This window comes from Bacillus sp. EAC (assembly GCF_002156875.1).
Lineage (GTDB): Bacteria > Bacillota > Bacilli > Bacillales > Bacillaceae_G > Gottfriedia.
In genome coordinates, this window is the sequence record NZ_NCSY01000001.1 from 235,964 (window position 1) to 262,445 (window position 26,482).

The window sequence follows — 26,482 nt, forward strand, 5'->3', positions numbered from 1 at the left end:
GGAGGCAATAAGATGGAAAAAATGTTAGTAAAACGCTTAAACCGTTCTGAGGTACCAACTGAAAAGACATGGAAATTGGAAGATTTGTATCCTACTCGTGGCCAGTGGCTAGATGCATTAGAAATGATCGAAAATGAGTTAGTAGAGGCAAAAGCTTTAAAGGGAACGATTTTATCATCTGCAGAATGTTTAAAAAATGCATTATTAACTTATGAAACTATTATGCTTCAATTAATTCGTTGTGGTACATATGTAAGCCTTCGTATGTCAGAAGATGGCACTAATTCTCAAAACCAATCAGATAGCTTACAATATTCTAGTTTAAATACAAAAGTAAATGCAGCTTTAACATTTATTCAATCAGAGCTTCTTAATTTAACTGAAGAATTGCTTGAGAATTACATAAAAGAAGAATCAGAGATAGAAGTCTTTAAAATGTATTTAGAGGAAATAATTGAATCGAAACAACATAAATTACTTCCAGAAACTGAAGAGGCTTTAGCTTCACTTGGAGAAGTCACTTCTGCCCCATATCGTATTTATCAAACAAGTAAAGCAGCGGATTTAAAGTTCGATTCATTCGAAGACGAAAATGGAAAAGAATTAGAAAACTCATTTGCTATGTTTGAAAACTTATATGAATTTTCTCCAAACCACACAGTACGTAAAGAAGCGTATGAATCTTTCACAAAAACGTTAAATCAATATAAAAATACATATGCTTCCGTATATGCTACACAAGTGAAGAAGGAAGTTGCACTTAGTAAATTACGAAAATATGATTCTGTCACTCATATGTTATTAGAAGATCATAAAGTCTCATTAGAAATGTATCACAACCAACTAAACATCATTTTTAATGAATTAGCGCCACATATGCGTAAATTAGCTAATTTAAAGAAGAAACAATTAGGACTTGATACATTACACTTCTATGATTTAAAAGCTCCTTTAGATGTAGACTTCAATCCAAGTACAACTTATGAAAATGCTAAAGAAACAATTTTAAAATCACTTGAAGTGATGGGACCAGAATATTTATCAATAATGGAAAAAGCTTTTGATGAGCGCTGGATTGATTATTCTGATAATGTTGGTAAGTCTACTGGAGCTTTCTGTTCAAGCCCGTTTGGTGTACATCCATACATTCTAATTAGCTGGCAAGATACTATGCGTAATGCATTTGTGCTTACTCATGAGTTAGGCCATGCTGGTCATTTTTATTACGCAAATAAATACCAACGCGTTGTGAATACACGCCCTTCTATGTATTTTGTTGAAGCACCTTCTACGTTTAACGAAATGCTATTAGGTCAACATTTACTAAAAACGGATGATCCACAAATGAAGCGTTGGGTTATCTTACAATTATTGGGCACATATTATCACAATTTTGTAACTCATCTATTGGAAGGTGAATTCCAGAGAAGAGTTTACGATCTTGCAGAGAAAGGTACCCCTCTTACAGCGAATACTTTCTGTGAAGTGAAAGGAAATGTCTTAAAAGAATTCTGGGGAGATTCAGTCGTTATTGATGAAGGTGCGAGCTTAACTTGGATGCGCCAACCACATTATTACATGGGTCTTTATCCATATACTTATTCAGCTGGCTTAACAGCATCAACTGCAATATCAAGACGAATTGAAAGTGAAGGCCAACAAGTAATTGATGCTTGGATTAATGTTCTGAAATCAGGTGGAACAAAAAAACCAGAAGATTTACTAAAAATGGCTGGTGTTGATATGACAACAAGTGCACCAATTAAAGAAGCAGTTGAGTATGTTGGTTCATTAGTAAATGAACTCGAATCACTGTTCTAATGATAAATTTAATAAAAAAACCCATTCTACTCTTTATGAGTAAAATGGGTTTTTTTTATTGTTTTGCCTGCCCTTTTTTATTTTTAGTACCTTTACTATTAAGAATTAAACCAATACTTCCAAATAATATAGGGCCTAATACGATTGGTAAATACTCGAGCAAGGTTGTACCAGGTGCTGGAATTAGTGTTAGTACAATTGTACCAACAACTGAAATCATTCCTATTATTGCAACTAAAATTGCCATTTTTGTACGTTTAATTTTAAATGGTCTTACTACATTCTTCTCAGTTAATCTTAGTTTAATATACGCGCTAATTAAAAATACGTAAGGGATAAAAAATGCCAAAGTAGACATTAAAATAAGCATATTTAACGCCGATGAAACGCTTGGCACGAACGCAGAAAGCAATAAAATAAGAGTAACTGCCACTGCTTGTCCAATTACTAATTTTGATGGCATTCCATCTTTGTTTTCTTTTAGTAAATCTTTTGGTAAAATTTCTTTCCCACTTTCAGCTATCATTACACTTGGATTTAAAATTAGAAAAGAAAGTGAGCCAACGAACGCTAGTAAAAAGCAAATACCTAATAGCTGTGACAATGAAAAATGCAGACCAAATTGAGTTGTGACTTTATCTGCAAATAAGTACAATGCAGTGGCTGTTTGATCAGAAGAAATTGTAATAACAAATTGAAATGCAACTGTTGCTAATATATAAACAAACGCAATAATAATTGACGTAATGAAGATTGCTCTTGGAAATGTTTTTTGTGGATTTTTAACATTCCCCGCAATCGTACCTAACATTTCCGCACCAGAAAATCCAAACATTAATGTAGATAAAAACATGATCGTTCCAAATGAAATATTATTTGGCATGATTGTTTCATGTGTAAAGTTCGTAGCACTCGGCTCTCCATTAAACATACTATAAAATCCAAATCCAAAAATTAAGATTGCCGGTACTATTACCCCAAGTGGTGCCCCTATTGAAGCAAGTCTGCCGCTCATCTTCGTACCTTTTAAAGTAAGTAATGTAACAATCCAAAAAATAATACTAGAGATTATTGAAGTTTGCATAGGGTTAGTAGCTAATTGAGGATGATTAATCCCATATGCAATCGCAATGGTTGTTGTTAATAATAATGACGGATAATAAGTAAAGTTTGCGATCCAAAAAAACCATGAACATAAAAATGAAGCTTTTTCTCCAAAAGCTTTTCGAACCCAAACGCCCATTCCACCTTGGTTTGGATATGTGGTAGATAACTCAGCAACAATTAATCCGATTGGGATAAAATATATTAAAGCAGCAACAATCCAATAAAATATCGCAGACGGTCCTATTGTTGATGCAAAAGCTATGTTACGAAGTCCCAATATTGCATTAATACTTAAAAATGATAAACCTAAAACACCTAATTTTTTTGTCGAATCCATGATGATAGTGCACCTTTCAAATAAAAATCGTTAATTATTAATTCACTTGAGTAATTATACAAATATAGTAATAAAAATTCAATTATTTTTTTCCTGCTCGCACTTATTACCATTCTTCATTCCAAAAAAAAGAATTTATTTCATTATTGTCACATTAAAACTGTTAGCGACGTTTAGACTATTAACTAGATGGATTTATCTTTTTTTTTGTAATTTATATAATGATTCTCTTTTGCGTTCAACAATAGTTGAATTATTTGACACTTTTTTAAAAGATTATTGTCAATTAAAAATTCTAACAGCAAACTATAAATTAAAGAATGTGATTGGAACGGAATGTGTAAGAAGCCTGTTGGATCTGCGGTGCAGTTACTAATCCACAGATGCGATTGAGCCATCGATGTTCAACGCCTGTCCCATGGAAAGGGAGTATCCTGTAGTGGAAATCTACAATTCTCCAAGTTTATTAGCAACAAAGTTTACGAAAAATACCAATAATTTAATATTAATTTTTAAGATTTCTCCTCAATGACATTGAAAGGAAAATTATATTGTCTATACTTCTTACCTTAATAGAAACCCATCGGTATTTAATATTATTTTTAGTAAATCTTCTAGAGCTCATTGCTTTACCCATTTCTGGAGAAGTAACAATGAGCTATTCAGGTTATTTAGTTTATCAAGGGAAGTTGAATTATATTCTAACTGTCTTGCTTGCAACAATTGGCGCAATCATTGGGATGTCAGTTTCTTATTATATTGGTAAAAGATTTGGTTATAATCTAATTTTGAAATATGGAAAATATATTCATTTTGGTCCTGAAAAATATAATAAGACAGCAATTTGGTTTGATAATCACGGGAATAAATTATTGATTTTTTCATATTTTATCCCAGGTGTTCGTCATTTTACTGGTTATTTTGCTGGTATTTCTCGATTGCCGTATAGAATATTTGCACGAAATGCATACTTAGGAGCGTTTATTTGGAGTCTTACTTTTGTCACTCTCGGTAAATTACTTGGTCCACAGTGGGACAAATTCCATCATGCCGCAAGTAAATATTTAGGAATTGGTATAGTTGTTCTTGTACTATTTATTTCGATCATTTTTTTATTTAGAAGAAATAAAATCACTCTAAAAATATTCGTAAGTAGATATATTATTACACTTTCTGCTCGATTCTTTACATCATTTCGAGGAATGAAGATTTTCATTCTATGTCTATCTGTTATGTTTTTATGTATGCTTATCCTTACCTTTGGTATAGTACAACAATACCTAAATAATGAATTAATGGAGTTTAATGAGGTAAGTACTTATCTTGTCTTTTCATTGTTTGATGAGGATTGGAGATTCATAATGAACGGATTACTACTACTTCAGAGCCCAATTTTATTATCCATTATTTCGATAGGATCATTTTGTATACTCCTTTTAAACAAACGAAATGTAAAGCTTGAAGCTTTTTTTAGTGCGACTACTATTCTAGGTGGTATACTATTTAAAGAAGTAATCACTCATATTTTTCTTTACTTAAAACCTAATGCTGCTCCATTTAAGCAGTTCGAATTTCCTAATGAACTATCAATTATGTCACTTGTTGTATATGGATTTTTTGTTTTTATGTTAATTCGTCATTTGAAAAATAAATTTTTTCTACATATCAGAATTATCACACCATTTATCTTATTAATTCTTTTATTTCTAATAGGAATTGCAAACATTTATTTCTCAATCCAATTCCCAAGTGATATTATCGCGGGATATATATTTGGTGCAACTTGGTTGTTTTTAAACTTATTGCTTCTTGAACTTCTTCGAATAGTGCAAGATAAAGTGAAACCTATTTTTATAAAAAATTAATAGTTACCAGTAATGAATTAGACTTTATGTCCTAAAAGCATTAAGTAATGACATTCATATAAAACATATTTTCTAAATGGTTAAATTTTTAATATTTTTGATTTGAGGTATAAACACAATGAAATTAAAGAATTTCCTAACAATCGCTTTTTTATTTAGTTTGATTTCCCTTCTTGGCTTCAGCTTTATGGCTTTACTAGTAAACAAAAATAGCCTTGTTCAATTTGATCGTGTCATTATTAATTTTATTCAAGGTCTTGAATCACCTGCTTTAACAAGTATCATGAAAATTTTCACTTTTATTGGTTCTACCGTCTTTATTCTAGTTCTTACTTGTGTAGTCTTATATTTACTATATAAAGTTTTTAAACATCGTTCTGAACTTATTTTATTTATCGCTGCTATTATTGGTTCAAACATTCTTTTTCTATCTTTAAAATTGTTTTTTCACAGAGCTCGCCCTGATTTACACCGTTTAATTGAAATAAGTGGATATAGTTTCCCAAGTGGGCATGCAACAATTGCCATGACAGTTTATGGAATGATCACTTTCTTATTTTGGCGCCATATACCAACTAAATTAGGAAGAACTCTACTGATCATTCTAAGTACAATTATGATTTTATTAATTGGGATTAGTCGTATTTATTTAGGCGTTCATTACCCAAGTGATGTAATTGCTGGTTATTTTACTGGTGTTTTTTGGATTAGCTCATTAATCTGGGTATATCAACGATACAAAGAAAAACAATTCGAGCGGAATCAAGCTACGAACTAAAAATACTCTTAACAAAACAATCAAAAAGCAACAAACCTATATAAATAAGCCAACAAAAAAGAGCCTAATCTTCTAAATAGATTAGACTCTTTTTGTTATGCCCGATACATTCTAATTAAAATAATATTTTTTATTCCACATAACGTATGATTTCAGCTACATCTTTACGTGCAAGTTTTTTTGCAGGTTCTGATGGATAGCCCAATGAAATAACCATGTTAATTTCGCGATTTTCTGGAATAGTTAAATAATCACGAAGTTTATCTTGAGCAAGCAGAACTGGTCCAGTCATAGGACAAGTTCCTAATCCTAATGCATGTGCAGCAAGCATCAAGTTTTGAGAAGCTAGACAACTACTTTTAATTCCTTCTTCTTTCCATACTTCCGGCTCTACAAAACCAATTGGATCAAAGATTTTTGTACGGAACTTTGATTCATATGGAGTTGCTAAGCAAATTATTAAGACTGGAGCCTCACGAAACGCTGTTGCATAAGGACCAAAAGAACGAACTAATAATTTCCCTTCTTTTTCTAATCCCTTTTCTTTTGCTTTTTCGGCAACATCATGTAATGATTCCCATGTCATTTCTTCAATTTTTTTAATTTTGTCAGTATCTTTGATTATAATAAATTCCCATGTTTGTGAGTTTGTGTCACTTGGAGCATATCGTGCACAATCAATGATTTCTTCAATGATTTCATTTGTAACTGCTTGATCAGTAAATTTGCGAATACTTCTTCTACCGTGAATAATTTCTTTAAATGAATTGTAATCCATGTTTCCACCCTTTATTGTATATGCTGATCTTCATTCATCCCTTGATGCATTACTAAATCAAAGTAAAATCCTTCATTTCTTAGTAATTCGTCATGTGTACCTCTCTCTATACACATCCCATTTTTTAATACGAGAATTTGATTAGCATTTTTTATTGTATTTAAACGATGAGCAATCACAAAGCTCGTTCGACCTTCCATCAGTCTTTGCAATGCTTCCTGAATTTTAATTTCAGTTATAGTATCAATACTACTTGTAGCTTCATCTAAAATTAAAATGGCAGGATTTGCTAATATGGCTCTTGCTATTGAGAGAAGCTGCTTTTGCCCTTGACTAATTTGTTGATCGTCTTGCTGTAAAATTGTATCATATCCATTTGCAGATTTTGAAATAAAACTATGTGCATTTGCAAGTTTTGCGGCCTCCTCAACTTCCTTATCCGTTGCATCTAAACGACCATATCGAATATTTTCACGAATTGACCCTTTAAATAAAAATGAGTCCTGCAGAACAAATGCCATTTGCTGTCTTAAATTTTCCCTTGAATAGTGATCAATACTTACACCATCTATGAGTATATCACCACTATTGATTCGATAAAAGCGTGAAAGTAAATTTACTATTGTCGTTTTACCAGCTCCTGTTGGTCCGATTAATGCAATTGACTCGCCTGGTAGAGCTTTAAAAGAAACATTTGTTAATGTATTTGAATCATTTCCATATGAAAAACAAACATTTTTGTATTCTACTTCCCCTTTAATGACTTTTTGATCATTAATAATATGACTCTCATCAATCGACTCAATATCTTCATCAATTATAGAGAAAACACGCTCAGCTCCTGCTATAGCTGAAAGTAGAGTATTAAACTGATTCGACAAATCATTTAATGGTCGAGTAAATTGTCTCGAATACTCAGTAAAAACAACAATTGTCCCTATGGAAATATGTCCTTTATAAGCAAAATATCCTCCGACACCCGCTATTATTGCAAAGCTTACGTTATTTAATACATTCATAAATTTAGGAATGAAGCCTGCAAAGATAAACGCCCAAAAACCAGAGTTTTTTAGTTTTTCATTTTTGCCTAAAAAGTCTCTGATCATTTTATCTTCTTGTGAGAAAGTTTTTATGATTCGTTGGCCTGAGACTGTTTCTTCTATAAATCCATTTAATTCCCCTAAATTTCGTTGCTGGATTTTGTACAACTGACCAGTTCGATTCGTTATCCATTTAATTCCTATGACTAATACTGGTACGATTGATAAAGTCAATAAAGTTAAAATCGGACTATACCAAAGCATGACTGAGATCGTACCGATTAACGTTAAGATACTTGAGAAAATTTGGATTACAGACGTATTTAATGTTGAACTTACATTCTCTAAATCATTTGTAACCCGGCTCATCAATTCACCATGCTGTCTCTTTTCAAAAAAAGACATAGGTAATTTATGAAACATATTAAATAACTCAGTTCTCATTTTTGTTACAGTATTTTGAGCAATATCAATCATCCAGAAGTTTTGTAAAAATAATGATGCGGAATAACCGATATAAATAAACACTAATGATAAGATTAATAAGCTTAAACCATTTAAATTATTTTTTAATATATAATGGTCAATCGCATAGCCAACTAAAACAGGACCTAATAATCCTAGAACGGAACTTGCAAATACCAAAAAGAGTACAACACTAAGTTTCCCTTTCATAATCGCTAAGTAGTTCCAAATACGATTTATTGTAGAAGAAACGTTTTTCGCTCGGGAAGATTCATTTTTCTTCTTATTATTTGTTAAATTTAAATATTTATATTGAAAAGGTTTAATTAGCTCCTTTAACATTATGAATCTCCTCCGTTCCGTATTGCGAATAATAGATTGCTCTATATAATTTTGAGTTTTGTAATAGAGATTCATGCGTTCCTTCTTCAACTAATAGACCTTCATCGACGATTAATATTTTATCAGCATTTTTAGCTGTACTAATTTTTTGAGTGATGATTAAAGTTGTACATTCGTATCCTTTTAACGCTTCAATTAGACTAGCTTCAGTTTTTAAATCTAAAGCACTCGTACTATCATCAAGTAATAAAATACTTGGTTTTCTAAGTATTGCTCTTGCTATTGCTAATCTTTGTTTTTGGCCACCTGATAGATTTACACCTTTTTGTCCAATTTTGCTTTCATACCCATTTGGAAATGACAAAATTGTGTCATGAATTTGAGCATGTTTTGCTGCTGAGTAAACATCTTCATCCGAGGCATTTTCTCTGCCCATTAATAAATTTTCTTTTATTGAACCTGTAAACAATAACGCTTCTTGAGGAACGTAACCAATTTGTCCCCTTAACTGTTTACTATTTATTTTGCGAATATCCTGATCATCAATTAAAATCGTTCCAGAACTTACATCGTATAAACGAGGTATTAATTGAAATAATGAAGTTTTTCCTGAACCTGTTGAGCCTAAAATGGCAATCGTTTGTTCTGGATATGCCACGAAAGAAATATTATGGAGTACTTCTTTAGGTGAGTTTGGATAATTAAATGAAACATCATGAAATTGAATCTTTCCATCTAGACGATTTTTCAAATGATTCCCCTCATTTTTTTCAATGAAGTCCTCTTCGATCGTTAAAATTTCATCAATCCTTTCAGATGAAGCTCTAGCTCTTGAAAATGCACTAATGATAAATGAGAAAACAGAAAATGAAGCAGTAATTCTTGAAATATAGTTAACAATCGCTACAATATCTCCAATATTTGATTCGTTTGAATTTACTTTACTATTACCAAACCAAAGAACGACTAGAATTGAAGCGTTCATAAATAAAAGCATTACTGGCATTGTAATTTCCATCGTTCTTAAAGCAATAGATGTTTTTTGTTTTAAGTTAGCGTTAATTTTTTGGAATCGACTATTTTCATAATCATCACGCACAAATGCCTTTATTAACTTCATTCCGACTAGATTTTCTCTAAGTACACTATTTACTGAGTCTACATTTTCTTGCACATTCTTAAAAAGACCTCTTCCCTTTTTAACCATCCAATTCAAAAATAGGAAGAGGAAAGGTAAAATTAGAAATAGAATAAATGAAAGTTTCCAATTTATAATTAAAGCCATCACTACACTGCCTGTTACAATAAGTGGTGCCCTTAATATAACTCTTAAACTCATAAAGACAGCACCTTGTAATTGTGATACATCATTTGTAAGTCTTGTAATAATTGAAGAAGTAGGCAAGAAATTAAATGTAGTAAATGAAAAGGTTTGCACTTTTTCAAAAAGAGTCTTTCTTAAAATAAATGAATAACTCTGGCTTACATGTGTTGCATAGAACGTATTTAATACCCCTGCAAAAAACGCAACAATGGCTAATACGATCATAACAATTCCCCATTTAGTTACATAAGCCATATCTTTGTTTACGATGCCATTGTTAATAATATTCGATAGAATATAGGGTTGAAATAATTCAACGATCAATTCTAATAGAAGAAAAAATACTGCTGTAGAAATAGCAATTCTATATGGTTTTAAAAACTTAAAACTATTCATTTAGTCACTCCTTGACTAAAGAGGTAATCATTAAAAACCCCTCCAAGATTTCTTATCTCTTTTTAATAAAACTATTAATAATTTAATAAACTTACTACAAATAGGAAAAGAACTCGTAATTAAACGAGTCCTCTTCTAAAAATAAAGCTATCATTCAGTAATGGATAAAAATTCTTCAACATCTTTTAGTGAAAGTTTTACAGCACTTTCCCAGAAATCACGTTTCGTTAAATCCACGCCTAAATGTTTTTGAGCTAATTCTTCAACAGTCATAGAAGCTGTATCTTTAAGGAGAGCAATATATTTCTGTTCATAACTCTTACCTTCTTCTAACGCCTTCGCATAAATACCTAATGAGAATAAGTATCCGAATGTGTACGGGAAGTTATAGAAAGGTACTCCAGTTATATAAAAATGTAATTTTGATGCCCAGAAATGTGGATGGTACTCTTCTAATGCTCCACAATATGCTTCCTTTTGTGCTTCTTCCATTAAATCATTTATTCGATTTTTACTTACAATTCCATTTTTGCGCTCTTCATAAAATCTAGTTTCAAATAAGAAACGCGCGTGAATATTCATATAAAAAGCAACACTACGTTGAACTTTATCTTCTAATAAAGCTAAACGTTCTTGATCAGACTTCGCATTTTTTACTGCTGCGTCTGCGACAATCATTTCGGCGAAAGTAGATGCAGTTTCTGCAACATTCATAGCATAAGATTTATTTAATGTATGAACATCCTTCATTGCATAAGAATGGAAAGCATGACCAAGTTCATGTGCAAGAGTTGAAACATTTGAAGGTGTACCTGAATAGGTCATAAAAATACGTGATTGATTACTTTCTGGGAAACCTGTACAGAAACCACCAGGACGTTTTCCTGCACGATCTTCTGCTTCAATCCAAGAATCTTCAAATGCCATTTTCGTAAAATCTGTTAACTCATCACCGAACTGTTTGAATTGCTCTAAAATGAATTCGGCTCCTTCTGAATAAGAAACTGTTGAATCTACATCAGCAACTGGTGCATCTAAATCATACCAGCTTAATTTCTCTACACCTAATAATTGAGCTTTCCGTTGTAAATATTCAACAAATGGAGCTTTATTATCGATAATTGCTCCCCACATTGCATCAAGTGTCTCTTGACTCATACGATTAATTGCCAATGGCTCTTTTAAAACTTTATTCCAACCGCGTTGTCCATATACACTTAATCGGAAACCTGCTAAATGATTTAAGATTTTTGCAAAATAATCAGATTCATTTCCCCAAGTTTCTTCCCATTTTTCAAAAATGTCTTTTCGAACACTGCGGTCTTTAGATGAAAATAAATTGGACGCTTGACCAACAGATAATGTTTTATCATTATGTTCAATTTCCATTTTACCTACAACTGTATCGTACATTTGGCCCCAACCATGATATCCATCTACAGAAAGAGAAGTTATTAAAGCCTCTTGCTCCACAGAAAGTAATTCATTAGCCTTTTGACGACGTTCATTTAATACAAATGCAATCTCTTTAAACTCTTCACTATTCAGGATCTCATTCCAAACTGATTCTTCTACTTTAGTTAATTGATCATGGAATGTAGTTAAAATAGTAGAGAATTTCGCGAAAAGTTGAGTTAGTGTTCCTCTTAACAGATTCGCTTTTTGATCAGCCATATTTTGTGCTTGTAAACAACTTATAAAACCACCTGATTGCGATAATTTCTTACCTACAATTTGAATATTTTCAATAATATCAGCTAAGTTAGTTACATCGTTACTATTTTTTGGTGCTGTAAATTGAGAAACCTGCTCCTCTAATGTCGTTAATAAACTACCTATTTCTTCTATGTATAACGAAAATTCTGTTGATTCACTTCCTCCTTTGAAGAAAGCCTCTAAATCCCATGTTAGTGAATATGTATTAGTTGACATACTACCCCACCTCTTTTGGATAAGTTTTATACCTTTTACATTATACATTATTCTAAATATTTAGTCTAATTATCCGCCTTCTATATTCAAACACAATAATTCGTTCTGTACATGTCGAATTAATAAGCAAATATTCACGTAATTTGAAATAATTTAACATGTCAAAAGTAACATAATTGTAATATAAAATAAAAACTCCTGAAATCTTACTGTCACATTCCCATGGTAAAGTAGGTAACATAGAAAGAGACAGGAGCGAAAATATGAAAAAACTAATTACATGTTTTGTTACTACTGTTATTCTAACAATGGGATTTACAAATCATACATATGCATACACTTACAAGGTTAAGTCTGGAGATACTTTATCTGCTATCTCAAAAAACCATAAAGTAAGTGTCACTCAGCTAAAGACATGGAATAAATTAAATTCAGATCGTATTAATATCAACCAAGTGTTACAAATTAAGCCTGGTACGAAAAGTACTGCAACTAAAAAAGCTTCAACTACAGCTAAACCTGTAAAAGTTATTAAAATGAAAGCAACAGCTTACACTGCTAAATGTAAAGGTTGTAGTGGTAAAACTTCAACAGGTTTAAATTTAAAAAGTAATCCTAAGCTTAAAGTAATCTCAGTGGACCCTAAAGTAATTCCACTTGGTTCAAAAGTTTATGTTGAAGGATATGGATACGCTATAGCAGGCGACACTGGTGGCGCATTAAAAGGTAACAAAATAGATGTATTTATCCCAAATAAAACAAAAGCCCTTAATTGGGGAGTTAAAACAGTAACAGTAAAAGTATTTAAAAAGTAAAAAACGAGCCTACATATGGCTCGTTTTTTTTATTCTTATTGGTTTTCTATTCAGGTCGAATAATTGATTGTTTAATTCAGTCAAAAAATCGTTTCTCTTTACTTCATTAGTTAAGACATCTGTCATATTCATTTTTACGATTAACTTCCGAATACTTTTACGATTAGCAATTTCGGATGTGTAAATTTTATATTGCTCAAACCATGGCTCTCTTTGCAATACAAAAATACGTCCCATTATAAGTTCCTCATTTTTCTTATGATAAGGACCATAAAATATTTTTTCAAATAGCGAGCTTAAAAACAACTCAAAAATAACTTCTAAAATGAATCCAACAATTTCTCGAATAACTGCAAGGAAAATTCGTATTAAACTTTCTATCATGATTAATTTTCTCCATCATATTCGCGCTATTTTATATTTAATATTTATTTAAACACTTTTCAAAGGTTTTGTAACTACGAATATCGTTAATGAAGTTGGTTGGAGTGGAAGGTGCGAGACTCCTTTGGGAAATGTGGGACAGGTGAGACCCCGCAGACGCGAATTCGCCGAAGAGGCTCAAGCGTCCCCCCCACGGAAAAGCGAGCATCCTGGAGCGGAAATCAACTAAACTCCTTCTAAAATATGACAAAGTTTTAGAAAACAGCGCTTTAATTAGAATATAAACTCTAACTTAAATTAATAATAAATATAATTCTATTTTAAATTGGAGTTGAATGATTTGAAAGATAAAAAAGTAACGATCGCTGGTACAGATATCGAGGAAGTTAAAAAGCAGAATGCTAATTCCGGATTAACATATAACCAAGTAAAACAATTACTCGCAGAACAATTTATTAAAAAGAATAAAAAATAAACCACTCTCCTATAAAAGTTGAGTGGTTTTTCTTAGTTATGATGAACCTCATGATTTACGATTGCACCAGTATTTTCTACTTTAATTTCGTCAACAAAACAATCTGGGAATAAGCTTTTAAAATAATCAAGTGCTTCATATATCTCTTCGGATTTAATGAAGGCTAGGACAGTTGGACCAGCACCACTTAGTACATAGCCATATACAAATCCAGGTGCTTTTCTATTCTTTAAAACTTCAAGCTCTTTTACAATTTGACTTCGATAAGGCTCATGGAATAAATCTCTCTTCATCATATTTCCTGCAAGTACCCAATTTTCCGTCAGCATAGCAGTAATTAATAAATTGCTAAAACTACTCGATAAAATTGCATCATTATAAGGTAGTGTTTTTGGTAAAATATTTCTTGCATACTTTGTTTCTAATTCATATGTCGGGATAATTCCTACTATTGCTACGTTATGAATTTCGGAATGATGAATAAATGCTTCTCCTTCGATATATGTTCCAATGACTAAGCCACCATATAAGGAAGCCCCCACATTGTCCATATGTCCCTCGATAGAAGTCGCTATATTCAATTGTTCTTCAATTTTTAAATTAAGATGGCAAAGTTCATTCGCTAATAAAATTCCACCTACAATTGCTGAAGCACTACTGCCTAAACCTCTCGTTAATGGAATATCACTTGATAATTTCAAATGGCATTTCGGCAATTCTTTATGATATTTCCTCGCAATTTCAATTGCTGTTTTAAGAATTAAATTTGATTCGTCAAATGGTATTCCGAATAGGAATTCTCCTGAACCTTCACAGCTATACTTTTCATTATCGAATACTTCAATTTTCAAATATCTACTTAAGGCGATTCCAATTGAATCAAATCCTGGTCCCACATTTGCTGTACTTGCGGGTACCGAAATTTCAAATAATCTTTTCATACAAATACCACACCTTGTAAATGTTGTGAAATAAGCTTTTCATCATTTGGTAATAAAATCGGCTCGATTTTATTTGATTGAATTGCAATATCAGGATCTTTTAATCCGTTACCAGTTAAGATGGCAACCACTTTTGAACCTTTTTTAATTAAACCGCTTTGAATTTGTTTGTATACTCCTGCAATACTTGCACAAGAACCCGGTTCAGCAAAAACACCTTCTTTTGATGCGATTAATTTATAGGCTTCTACTATTTCTTCATCACTTACACTATCGATCGTACCGTTAGATTGATTAATTGCATTTACAGCTTGATCCCAACTTGCTGGGTTCCCTATACGTATAGCCGTAGCAATTGTCTCTGGATTTTCAACTTTTTTGTTGTTGACAATTGGTGCTGCACCCTCAGCTTGGAATCCATGCATTTTAGGTAGTTTAATTCCTTTTTCTTGATTGTATTCTTTGAATCCTTTCCAATATGCAGTAATATTCCCAGCATTTCCTACTGGAATTGCTAATACGTCTGGTGCCTCTTCTAATTGTTCGCAAATTTCAAAAGCTGCAGTTTTTTGTCCTTCAATTCGATAAGGATTAACGGAATTTACTAAAGTGATTGGCTCAGTTTCACTAATCTTTCTAACCATTTGTAATGCATGATCAAAATTCCCATCGATACTAATTATATGTGCACCGTACATGACAGCTTGAGCTAATTTACCATAAGCAATTTTTCCATTCGGGATAATAACGATACATTTCATTCCAGCTCTTGCAGCGTAGGCAGCAGCTGCAGCAGAGGTATTACCTGTTGAAGCACAAATAATTGCTGTACTTCCTTCTTCTTTTGCTTTTGCTACTGCCATCACCATTCCACGGTCTTTAAACGAACCAGTAGGATTTAATCCCTCTAATTTAACGTACAATTCAATACCCCATTGTTCCGATAAATTAGGTAAATATAATAATGGGGTATTTCCTTCATTTAATGTGAGTGTTGGTGTTAAGTCATTAACTGGTAAATTTTTTTTATATTTATTAATTAACCCTTTATACATCATCGTCTTCACCTGCAATACGATAATAGCTTCTCACTTCATCTACTACATTAGAACTTTCTAAATTTTTAATAACCTTTTTGAAAGATGAATATGAAGCTTGGTGAGTAACTAAAATGATTTCAGCTAAACCTTGATGCTTCAATGGAACCTGAATAATTTTTTCAAAACTTATATCACACTCAGTAAATAATGAAGTAATTTTTGCAAAAGATCCTAATTGATCCTGCACTGTAAATCGGAAGAACGATTTAAAATATATTTCATTATCCTCTTTTAGCTCCTTCGGATATTGAGGTAATACGGCACTTGTTCCATTTACTCCTAATCTCATATTTTTCATAACAGCAACTAAATCAGAAACAATCGCAGTCGCTGTAGGTAAACTACCAGCACCTGGACCGTAAAACATCGTTTCTCCTACTGCTTCACCATAGACATAAACCGCATTAAATTCATTACTAACTGAAGCTAATGGATGAGCATGAGAAATTAAAGTTGGTCCAACACTTACTTCAATACGATTTTCATTTCTCTTTGCGTACCCAATTAATTTCATTGTGTAACCAAAATATCGTGCATAATCTATGTCTTCAGCAGAAACTGAGCTAATTCCTCGAACCTGAACATCTTCAAGCTCTACATCCATCGAAAATCCTAATTTCGCTAGAATTGTCATTTTCCTAGCAGCATCAAGTCCTTCAACGTCTGAAGTTGGATCTGATTCAGCAAACCCAAGCTCTTGTGCTTCTTTTAAAACATCACTATAAGCTTTTCCTTCATTACTCATTTTCGTTAAAATAAAGTTTGTTGTTCCATTAACTATTCCCATAAGTTTTGTTACACGGTCTGAAGCTAATCCATCTACTAAACTACGAATAATTGGTATACCACCTGCAACACTAGCTTCATAAAATAAGTCGCATTTGTTTTCATTCGCAACACGTAATAGTTCAGTACCGTATAAAGCCATTAAATCCTTATTTGCAGTGACTACATGTTTCTTATTTCGGAGTGCATGAAGAATGTATCGTCTAGCATCTTCAATCCCGCCCATGACTTCAACTACTACATCTATTTCGGGATCATCTAAAATAAGATTAGCATCAGTTGTAATTCTATCTTTTTGAATCGAAATATTTCTTTCTTTTTCAAGATTTTTAACGAGTACTTTTCGTACTTCAACAGAACAGCCAATTTGATGGGCTAATCGGTCTTGGTGAGCTTCGACTATTTTTACAACACCACTCCCTACTGTACCAAGTCCTAATAATCCAATAGATATACAGTCCTTCATCATCATTCCTCCGATTTAAATTTTGATATTATCCCTATTATGAGAATGTTTTTTGAAAATAGCAATAATTTTTTATAATTTTCTAATAACTTAACACAAATTAAATAATTTATGTAATTACCCATTTTTCGATTAAAGATTATAAGGAGTCTCTTGGTAAACATAGTAATTTAACCAATTTGTCATTAATAAATTAGCATGACTTCTCCAACGTACAATTGGTTGTTTTGATGGATCATTATTAAGAAAGTAGTTTGCAGGAATATCGACATCTAACCCTTTTTGCAGATCTCTCTCATATTCATTTTTTAGTGTATTTATACAATATTCACCATGTCCTGTAGCAAATATTTGTTTGCCATCTTCACTTGAAATTAAGTGTACTCCGGCATCTTTTGAAACACTTAGTATTTTTAATTCACCTACACGTTCAATATCTTCCTTTTTTACTTCAGTATGACGAGAATGCGGTACAAAATACTCATCATCAAAACCTCTAACTAACTTTACAAATCGGTCTTCTAACGTATGTGCAAATACACCAAACATTTTATTTTCTAGCGGATGCTTTGGTACTCCATAATGGTGAAATAAACCTGCTTGTGCCCCCCAACAAATATGCAATGTCGAAGTCACATTTTCTTTCGTAAAATCCATAATATCCTTGAGCTCACTCCAATATTCTACTTCCTCGAACTCTAAAGTTTCGACAGGCGCACCTGTAATGATAAACCCATCATATTTTGTATCTTGAATCTGTGAAATCGTTTTATAAAAACTATTAACATGTTGTTCTGATATATTTTTAGGCTTGTAAGATTCAGTTCCAACCAGCTCAACATCTACTTGTAAAGGAGAATTTGCAATTAAACGTAAAATTTGAGTTTCAGTCTCAATTTTTGTCGGCATTAAATTTAGAATTCCAATTTTTAACGGACGAATATCTTGAGACTCCGCTCGTTCTTTTGTCATATAAAATACGTTCTCTTTCGTTAAAACTTCTGTAGCTGGCAGATCTTTATTTATGATTATTGGCATCTTTTCAATCGCTCCTAATAATAGAATCAGTTTTTAGTTGGCAAAAATAGTTTTAATTTGCTATTCGTTGCCAACTAAATAACTGCGAAACTTTATTGATAACTAATTCATAGACTACTAATATTTATTCAATTCTACGATTAAACAGAGAAGTATCTTCCATCTTTATGCGAAAATACCATAGCCGTTACAGAAGCTTCGGGTAACATCATAAATCCTTCAGTAAGGCGAATACCAATTTCATTCGGATTGATTAATTTAAATAACTTTTCTTGGTCCTCTAAATTTGGACAAGCAGGATATCCATATGAAACTCTAATTCCTTGATATTTTGCTTTAAAGCGTTCATTCATAGTGAAATCAGGAGCATCAGGAAATCCCCATTTTTCTCTCATTAACATATGTGTCATTTCAGCTAAACCTTCTGCCATTTCTAAAGCTAATGAGAAAAGTACATGACTTTTCAAATATTCTCCCTCTTCTTTCCAACGTTCAGCAATATTTCGAACTCTTGGCCCTGATGTTACAGAGAAAAACCCAACATAATCCATTTTTTCACCAACTGGATTTAGAAAATCACTGATACACAGATTTGGGTCTTTTTTCTGTCTAGGAAATTGAAAACGTTCAATTTGTTGATTTGTTTCAGAATCGTAAATTATGACATCATTTCCATCACTTTGAGCTGGATAAAATTGATAGATTACTTGACAATCAAAGTACTCGTGACCATCTCTTAGAAAGTCCTGCACTAATTCATATAGTTCTTGACCTCGTTCTTGTTTTTCCCATTTTCCTTTTACTCCTAGATGATGCCCTATTAACATTTGGTAATTAATAAATGGAGCTACTTGTGAAACTGGAATATTTTTGATAATAGTTTTTCGTAATGATGAAGGAACAAGGCATTCGGATTTTCGAATTGATGATCTAGTCGTACTAATTACTTCTACTGGATTATCAATTAAACTATCTTTGTTATCGATCACTTTTCGTTTCTCAATTAATCCCCTAAGCTCATTTGGATTAATAATCTTATTTGCTAAATCTAACCCATTCATCGCATCATTCGAGTAAACAACAAGCCCGTCATAGATTGGTTGAATACGATTTTCGGTAAATTTTCTAGTTAATGCAGCTCCTCCAACTAAAATTGGCGTATCGATTCCTGCATTCTTCAAATCACCAGCTGTAATGACCATTTGTTGAGCTGATTTCACTAATAAACCTGATAAACCAATAATATCTGGTTTATTTTCACGTACTTTTGAAATCAAATCGTCTGGCCTGATATTAATTCCTAAATTAACGACGTCAAAACCATTATTCGTCAAAATAATATCAACTAAGTTTTTGCCAATATCATGAACATCACCTTTGACAGTGGCTAACATAACTTTACCTTTTCGTGAGCTCTCGGTTTTCTCCATATACTGCTCTAAAAACGTAACCGATGCTTTCATGACCTCAGCACTCTGTAATACTTCAGCAACAATTAATTCATTATTATTAAAAAGTCTTCCAACTTCGTCCATTCCAGTCATTAGTGGTCCGTTTATGATATCTAATGGAATATCACCGCGATCTATACATATTTGTAGATCATCAATTAATCCTTGTTTTGAACCTTCGATTATACATTGTGCTAATCTCTCTTCGATTGGCAGTTGCTCTTTTGGCTTTGCTTCTTTTTTAATCGAATTGCGAAAGTATTCTACGAATTTATCTAAAGTTTCTTGTGAAGTATTGAAAAGTAACTCTTCTGCTAATTCACGCTCCTTTTGAGGAATTGAAGCAAATCTTTCCAGCTTTTCAGTATTTACAATCGCATAATCTAAGCCAGCTTTTGTTGAATGATATAAGAACACCGCATTTAATACTTCACGACCATCATTCGGTAGTCCAAATGAAATATTACTTAACCCTAAAATTGTTAAACATTCAGGTAGTGCGTTCTTTATTAACTTAATTCCCTCGATTGTTGCTTTCGCAGATCCGATATACTGTGTGTCACCTGTTCCAACTGGAAACACAAGTGGATCAAATATAATATCTGATGGACGAATATGATATTTCTCGGTTAATAACTGATAACTTCTTTTCGCAATTTCTAGCTTTCGGTCTGCTGAAACAGCCATACCTTCTTCATCAATCGTTCCTACTACAACAGCTGCTCCATATTTATGAATTAAAGGTGCGATTTTTTCAAATCGTTCCTCAGCGTCCTCTAGATTGATCGAGTTAATAACTGCCTTTCCTTGAATATAAGTCAGAGCAAGCTCAATCACTTTCTCATCAGTTGAATCGATCATGATAGGTACTTTTATTTTATTCACAAGTTGTTTCAAGAAATTTTCCATATCTTCTACTTCATCACGGTCTGGGTCTGCCATACAAACGTCAATAACATGAGCACCTTTTTTTACTTGTGCTCTTGCAATTTCAGATGCTTCTTCATATTTACCGTCTGCAATTAATCGTTTAAATTTACGTGATCCAATTACATTCGTTCTTTCTCCAACAAATAAAGGTCTCATGCTATCGTCATATCGAAGAGCCTCTAATCCACTAAGCGCATGATCGACACGTTTTTTCGGATCACGAGGTTGTATGCCTATAATTGCTTCTTTCATTGCTTTAATATGTTCAGGTGTTGTACCACAACACCCCCCAAGAATGTTTACCCATCCTTGTTCAGCAAAATCTCTAACTTTAATAGCTAAAGATTCCGGGGATTCATGGTAATGGCCATCCTCATCTGGTAATCCAGCATTTGGGTAGCAAGATACAAATGTTTCGGAGAGCTCTGATAACGAACGAATATGATCTCTCATAAATTCTGGACCAGTCGCACAATTTAATCCAATTGAAATTGGTGAGATATGTTCAATAGCAAGATAAAATGCATCAATTGTCTGTCCAGCTAATGTTGTTCCCATCGGTTCGATCGTTCCAGAAATCATAACGGGAATCTTTCTATTTAATTCTTCAAAAGCTTTACTAATTCCAATACAAGCAGCTTTTACATTACGCATATCTTGGCTCGTTTCAACTAACAGTACATCCACATCACCGAGCATTAAACCAAGTGCTTGACGATAATAAGCAGTAATTAATTCTTCAAATGTTACTCCACCTGTTACACTGATCGCTTTTGTAGTCGGTCCCATCGCACCAGCAACATAAACTTCCTTCCCAGATTTAATTACAGCGGATTTTGCAATTTTTGCTGCTTCTTCATTAAGTACAATATCTAAATGTTGTAAGTTATAATCAGATAAGACAATATTTGTTGCCCCAAATGTATTCGTTTCTATGATATCTGAGCCAGCCAAAATATACTCTTCATGAATTTCTTGAATCACATCTGGACGAGTAACAACTAGATACTCATTACATCCTTCATAATCTTCTCCACCAAAATCTTCAGCTGTTAAGTTTCTTTGTTGAATCATCGTGCCCATAGCACCATCAAGTAATAAAATTCGTTCTTTTAATGCCGCTTCTAAAGTCCTCATAGTTGAATCTCCTCTTTATTACAACTTTTAGTATATTGAATTAGTTCTTCTGTTATCTCATATTTAAGGAACGGTGTGATCAAATAAATTCCATTAAACTTATCCATTGCATATGAAACTAGTTCCTTAGCGATTTTTTTTCCTTCTTCCACTGCCTGAATCGGATTATTTATATCAATACGATTTCGAATTTCATCTGTTAATGTGATTCCAGGTACTTCATAATGAATAAAATCTGCATTTTTTTTACTTATTAATGGCATGATTCCTATGAAAATAGGTTTTGTAATATGACGTGTTGATTCATACAATTTATCGATTGTTTCAAAATCATAAACAGGTTGAGTTAAGAAATAATCTGCTCCTGCTTCAACTTTCTTTTCAAGTCTTTTAATTGCAGCGTCAATTTTACGTACATTCGGATTAAACGCTGCAGCAACTGAAAATCGTGTTCCATGACCTATACTTTTGCCTGAATAAAGTCTTCCCTCATTCATTTCTTTTATCATTCGTATCAAATCAAATGAAGCTACATCATACACTGAAGTGGCTCCCGGAAAATCTCCAACTCTCGCTGGATCACCCGTAATAGCCAAAATTTCATTTAATCCTAAAGTAGAAAGTCCCATTAAATGTGATTGAAGTCCAATCATATTTCGATCTCGACATGTTAAATGTGTTAAAACAGGAATATTTAATCGCTGTAACATTGATGCCATTGCGACATTCGAAATTCTTGGTGAAGCTAATGGATTATCAGCTAGTGTAATTGCATCGGCTCCAACATTATGTAAAGCTTGTGCTCCTTCAAAGAATCTTCTTGTTTGTAATGTTTTAGGCGGGTCTAATTCCGCAATAATCGTTGTTTTCTGTTTTGCTTTTTCTGGTAAGGTTTCAAATTTTTGTTCTGGTTGTTTAGGAATTTTAATCGTTATTGTACGGTTTTTAACCTCTTTTTTTGAGACAGGCTTTAAAGTATTTAATTTATTACGAAGTGCAGAAATATGTGCGGGCGTTGTACCACAACAACCACCAATTAGACGAACACCTTGTTCAATAAATGGTTCAGCCATATCCTCAAAATACTCTGGATTTGATTTATAAACGTATTTTCCCTCTTCATATAATGGTAAACCTGAATTAGGGAAAGCAGATAAAAATCCTTTTGAAGGTAAAGACACTGTATTTAAAGACTCAATCATATGAAGTGGACCTAAGTGACAATTAATTCCAACTACATCAGCACCCAAATCAATTAATCTAGGTAATATTTTTTCAATGTATTGTCCACTTTGCATGACACCAACTTCTTGTAAAGTTACTTGTGCAATTATTGGAATATTTGTTCGACCTCTTAATAATGAAACCGCATCATACAATTCATTTTCATCATAAAAAGTTTCCAGCATAATTCCATCTATACCTTCTTCAAGTAAAGCGGACGCTTGTTCAAGTAACATCAGTTCTCGTTCCATAGCTGTCGCAACAGTTGAACCAATATATTTCATTCCTCCGATTCCACCGAGAACTAGTGCCTTTCCTTTTGAAGCTTCTCTAGCGTTTCGAACGGCCATTTGATTAATTTGTTTGACTAATTTTTCTAAACCATATTGTCGTAGTTTCCCAGCATTAGCACCATAGGAATTTGTTTGGATTACCTCGGCACCTGCATCAATATATTGTTCGTGTATATGGATTATTCGATCTCTTTCAGTTATGTTTAGTTCTTCAAAACAACTGTGTAAACCACCAGAGTACAATAAAGTACCCATCGCACCATCACCTAAAACAATCCCTTCATTTAACTTTTCGATTAAACCCAAACTAATCACTTCCCTTACTTTAAAAAATAAAAAACGTCGTTCTTTCTAAATGAAAGAACGACGTTAAGATACACTTTACGCCTTATCTCTCATGTTAAAAACATGCTGGATTTAGCACTTTTTAGCAAAAGCTAAAGTTGCCGGGTTTCAAAGGGCCAGTCCCTCCACCACTCTCGATAAGGATTATTTAGTTAGTTTTAATGTTATTAGTTTACTATACTTATATGATTAAATAAACACATTTATAGAAAATTCTAAATTTATATTTAGGTTACATAATAATATTATTTATTCTTATAATGTGCTAACGCTAGTAATGGGTAAATATGATTATAACTATGGTAGTTTATATAAAATTGACCAGGTAAGCCTAGACCAGTTGGGTAAGTAATCTCTTTATTTGGTAAATTTTGTTGATTTAATAAGTATTGTATCCCTTTTTGAATCGTTTCGTCGTCCTTATCTCGAATCGTTAACAGTGCATCAATTGCCCAAGCAGTTTGGCTAGGCGTACTATATTTTAAAGGTTCAAATGATTCTTTAACTGGTGAATAGCCTGACTCTCCCCAACCACCATCTTCATGCTGTAAACCTACCAACCATTTTTCAGCTTTTCGAATGCTTTCATGGTTTTTGGATACACCAACCGCCCTTAATCCTGTAATCGCAGCCCATGTACCATATAAATAACAAATTCCCCATCTACCATACCAGCTACCATTTTTCTCCTGATGTTTTAGTAACCAATTTACAGCTTTTTCTATTCGCTTGTCTTCATTTTTTATGGATGTATAATGTGCGATAAATTCTAATATCCGTCCAGTTAAATCAGGTGTTGATGGGTCAATTATGGCATCTCTCGCGTTTTCTATTGGTAACATAGTCAGCCATTTATTCGTTACATCTTTTTCAAAGGCTGCCCAACCACCATCATTATTTTGTAAACCGAATAAAAAATTCACACCTTTCATCCAACGTTCTTTCTCTTCACTTCCCACGATTGCAGAATTAGTTAATGCTCTTAATGTAGCACCAGTATCATCATTATCTGGTATAAACGAATTAATATCCGAAAATCCCCAACCGCCAGGCATTAGATTTTTTGCATGAATTGACCAATCACCTTTCATCGATTGTTGTTTACTGACTAAATATGAAACCGATTTTGAAACAATTGGCTCATTTATAGGTATCCCAGCTTCTTGGATAGCATATGAAAGTAGCGCTGTATCCCATACAGCTGAAGGTGAATTTTGGATATGTATTCCTTCATTTGTATCGGTTGCATATGAGAGGATTCCATTGAAAGCATTTTGAATCACTTCTGAAGTTTTTTCATAACCTAACGAAAGTAAAGCATAGATCATATAGAATGTTGAACTCGCGTAGCTATAAAAGGTTCCATTCGTTTCAATTCGATCTAGAATAAATTTCTCAGCTTTTTCATACCCTTTTTGTTGAAAATATTGTGGGTACGATGCTAATTTTTTGCCCTCATCTTTTAGAAACTGATAAAAAGATCCCCTATCTTCGTTAAACCAATCGATATAATTTGAATGCATTAAATGATCTATCTTCAGATTTCCCAATGATTTTATTTTAAATCTCTTATTAATACAAAGAATCATAGGTACTAAATGGACTCTAGCGTAATTGCTTAACTCAAATAAACTTAATGGCATGTTTTCTGGTAAACAAAAATAACTCATTGGAAAATGAAAAAATTTTGGATACTCGATTAACCCATGTATTGCAAGCATCATCTTTAACATAAAATGGGTATTTTTGATGCCACCATTTCGGACAATAAACTGCTCTGCTTTTTTCATATTTGGATGATCTCTTGTATACTTTTCTGAAGCTAATAAAGCAACATATGCTTGTACTGTTGCAGTTAAATTCCCATTTTTTTCGTCTTCATATAGCTTCCAAGCCCCATTTGGTTGTTGGAAATGAATAATTCGATAAGCAATCCCATTGCATAGGTCTTCGTCAATATATTCTAAATCCTTCATAAGTAAAATCATATTACAATCCGTCATGATCGAGCCTTCAAAACAAAATTCCCATGATCCATTCTCTTTTTGGATAGTTCTTAATTGATTAATTCGATCTTCAATATTTTGAGAAACCAAACTCTCGAGGTCCATCTATTCACCTCATTTCAATTAGGTTCATTTTCTTTAGAATGAAATTTTTCCATTCTACTTGAGAATTCAAGATTTTCTTGTTCATTGACTTCATCACTATTAGTTCGATTCATTTTAAAGAAGTAAATATACGAAATAAGAAATGCTAATGCACTATATGGCACTACAATAATTTTGAATCCAAACAATGTAAATGAATGAAGAATATTAAAATAGCTTCCTAATGCGTAGCAAATGAGCACTAGTAAAATATCAAAAACGATCATGCCTAATATGCTCTTTAATGTAATAAAAAGTATAGAAGATAAATTCAATTCAATCACACTCCATTACTAATCTATGTTGTAAATAGAGAAAAATGAATGAACTCGTTTTTATAAGCATTTAGAATCATATAGGTCTCTACTAAAAACAGTAGCTCCTCGATTTCCACTTCAGGATGCTTGCTTTCCGTTGGGCGGACGCTGAGCCTCCTCGACGCATTCGCGTCTGCGGGGTCTCACCTTTCCGCTACTCCCACAGGAGTCTCGCACCTTCCGTTCCAATCATTTTCTTTGTTTACAGTTGGATTTAAAAAACAGTTCTAAAAGAGCAATCTAAAAAAAAGAACATTTAGAAATACAGGTTTCTTTAACTTTTTGTTATTGTTGAATTCCACTCCTTACCCTTGGATTACTTTAAAATCTTTTAAAACCAACAATATTTCAGAAAAAAGGCTATTTTTTTATCACATTTCGAAATTATTACGCCTTAATCCCTTGATATAATTAAATTATCAAAGAGTTGAGGATCAATTATGTT

The 26,482-nt window shown here is 32.8% G+C and carries 19 protein-coding genes and 1 riboswitch; of the genes, 5 read left to right on the top strand and 14 right to left on the bottom strand.

From position 1 onward, the window contains the following. Positions 1 to 12 precede the first annotated feature (12 nt). On the top strand, positions 13 to 1,821 hold the full coding sequence (gene pepF, locus B7R65_RS01045) for an oligoendopeptidase F (protein ID WP_088040891.1): 1,809 nt from the start codon (positions 13 to 15) through the stop codon (positions 1,819 to 1,821). Positions 1,822 to 1,876: 55 nt separating this feature from the next. Here pepF and B7R65_RS01050 read toward each other — a convergent pair whose 3' ends face one another. Beyond that, positions 1,877 to 3,265, bottom strand: coding sequence for an amino acid permease (locus tag B7R65_RS01050; protein ID WP_088040892.1), 1,389 nt, complete (start codon positions 3,263 to 3,265; stop codon positions 1,877 to 1,879). A 653-nt stretch (positions 3,266 to 3,918) separates the two neighbouring features. Here B7R65_RS01050 and B7R65_RS01055 point away from each other — a divergent pair. Then, complete coding sequence (locus B7R65_RS01055) at positions 3,919 to 5,130, top strand: VTT domain-containing protein (RefSeq protein WP_088040893.1); 1,212 nt, start codon at positions 3,919 to 3,921, stop codon at positions 5,128 to 5,130. A gap of 118 nt (positions 5,131 to 5,248) precedes the next feature. Next, on the top strand, positions 5,249 to 5,908 hold the full coding sequence (locus tag B7R65_RS01060; RefSeq protein ID WP_088040894.1) for a phosphatase PAP2 family protein: 660 nt from the start codon (positions 5,249 to 5,251) through the stop codon (positions 5,906 to 5,908). A gap of 130 nt (positions 5,909 to 6,038) precedes the next feature. Here B7R65_RS01060 and B7R65_RS01065 read toward each other — a convergent pair whose 3' ends face one another. From B7R65_RS01065 to B7R65_RS01080, 4 genes are all read right to left on the bottom strand, one after another. Further along, positions 6,039 to 6,686 (bottom strand): nitroreductase family protein, encoded by a 648-nt coding sequence (locus B7R65_RS01065; protein ID WP_088040895.1) that lies wholly within the window; start codon positions 6,684 to 6,686, stop codon positions 6,039 to 6,041. A gap of 11 nt (positions 6,687 to 6,697) precedes the next feature. Further along, a complete protein-coding gene (locus tag B7R65_RS01070) occupies positions 6,698 to 8,533 on the bottom strand; it encodes an ABC transporter ATP-binding protein (RefSeq protein WP_088040896.1) in 1,836 nt (611 codons plus the stop codon). After that, positions 8,514 to 10,253 carry an ABC transporter ATP-binding protein gene (locus B7R65_RS01075; RefSeq protein WP_088040897.1) on the bottom strand — a complete coding sequence of 580 codons (1,740 nt, stop codon included), beginning with the start codon at positions 10,251 to 10,253 and terminating at the stop codon, positions 8,514 to 8,516. The genes B7R65_RS01070 and B7R65_RS01075 overlap by 20 nt, the downstream gene beginning before the upstream one ends. Before the next feature lie 150 nt (positions 10,254 to 10,403). After that, positions 10,404 to 12,185, bottom strand: a complete 1,782-nt coding sequence (locus tag B7R65_RS01080) for a M3 family oligoendopeptidase (RefSeq protein WP_088040898.1) — start codon at positions 12,183 to 12,185, stop codon at positions 10,404 to 10,406. Between the two features lie 263 nt (positions 12,186 to 12,448). Here B7R65_RS01080 and B7R65_RS01085 point away from each other — a divergent pair, with 263 nt between their 5' ends. Next, positions 12,449 to 13,000, top strand: coding sequence for a 3D domain-containing protein (locus B7R65_RS01085; protein WP_088040899.1), 552 nt, complete (start codon positions 12,449 to 12,451; stop codon positions 12,998 to 13,000). Positions 13,001 to 13,009: 9 nt separating this feature from the next. Here B7R65_RS01085 and B7R65_RS01090 read toward each other — a convergent pair whose 3' ends face one another. Next, positions 13,010 to 13,384 (bottom strand): hypothetical protein, encoded by a 375-nt coding sequence (locus tag B7R65_RS01090; protein WP_088040900.1) that lies wholly within the window; start codon positions 13,382 to 13,384, stop codon positions 13,010 to 13,012. A 340-nt stretch (positions 13,385 to 13,724) separates the two neighbouring features. On the opposite strand from B7R65_RS01090, the gene B7R65_RS21625 reads away from it, so the two are divergent. Then, positions 13,725 to 13,859, top strand: coding sequence for a hypothetical protein (locus tag B7R65_RS21625; RefSeq protein ID WP_256941142.1), 135 nt, complete (start codon positions 13,725 to 13,727; stop codon positions 13,857 to 13,859). Positions 13,860 to 13,891: 32 nt separating this feature from the next. Here the strand turns inward: B7R65_RS21625 and thrB are convergent, their stop codons facing one another. The 8 genes from thrB to B7R65_RS01135 form a co-directional block, all read right to left on the bottom strand. Beyond that, positions 13,892 to 14,800: a homoserine kinase gene (thrB, locus tag B7R65_RS01100; protein WP_088040902.1), complete on the bottom strand. Its 909-nt coding sequence runs from the start codon at positions 14,798 to 14,800 to the stop codon at positions 13,892 to 13,894. Beyond that, the gene (thrC, locus tag B7R65_RS01105; RefSeq protein ID WP_088040903.1) at positions 14,797 to 15,855 is read right to left on the bottom strand and encodes a threonine synthase; all 1,059 of its coding nucleotides are present in this window, start codon (positions 15,853 to 15,855) and stop codon (positions 14,797 to 14,799) included. The genes thrB and thrC overlap by 4 nt, the downstream gene beginning before the upstream one ends. Continuing rightward, complete coding sequence (locus B7R65_RS01110; RefSeq protein WP_088040904.1) at positions 15,848 to 17,152, bottom strand: homoserine dehydrogenase; 1,305 nt, start codon at positions 17,150 to 17,152, stop codon at positions 15,848 to 15,850. Before B7R65_RS01110 ends, thrC begins: the two co-directional genes overlap by 8 nt. A 132-nt stretch (positions 17,153 to 17,284) precedes the next feature. Next, positions 17,285 to 18,190, bottom strand: a complete 906-nt coding sequence (metA, locus tag B7R65_RS01115) for a homoserine O-acetyltransferase MetA (protein WP_088040905.1) — start codon at positions 18,188 to 18,190, stop codon at positions 17,285 to 17,287. 140 nt (positions 18,191 to 18,330) lie between these two features. After that, positions 18,331 to 21,708 (bottom strand): methionine synthase, encoded by a 3,378-nt coding sequence (gene metH, locus B7R65_RS01120; protein WP_088040906.1) that lies wholly within the window; start codon positions 21,706 to 21,708, stop codon positions 18,331 to 18,333. After that, positions 21,705 to 23,531, bottom strand: coding sequence for a bifunctional homocysteine S-methyltransferase/methylenetetrahydrofolate reductase (locus tag B7R65_RS01125; RefSeq protein ID WP_088040907.1), 1,827 nt, complete (start codon positions 23,529 to 23,531; stop codon positions 21,705 to 21,707). The genes metH and B7R65_RS01125 overlap by 4 nt, the downstream gene beginning before the upstream one ends. A 79-nt stretch (positions 23,532 to 23,610) precedes the next feature. Continuing rightward, positions 23,611 to 23,714, bottom strand: a riboswitch (SAM riboswitch). Between the two features lie 101 nt (positions 23,715 to 23,815). Continuing rightward, positions 23,816 to 25,681, bottom strand: a complete 1,866-nt coding sequence (gene shc, locus B7R65_RS01130; RefSeq protein WP_088040908.1) for a squalene--hopene cyclase — start codon at positions 25,679 to 25,681, stop codon at positions 23,816 to 23,818. Between the two features lie 14 nt (positions 25,682 to 25,695). Then, complete coding sequence (locus tag B7R65_RS01135; RefSeq protein WP_088040909.1) at positions 25,696 to 25,995, bottom strand: hypothetical protein; 300 nt, start codon at positions 25,993 to 25,995, stop codon at positions 25,696 to 25,698. Positions 25,996 to 26,482: the final 487 nt, after the last annotated feature.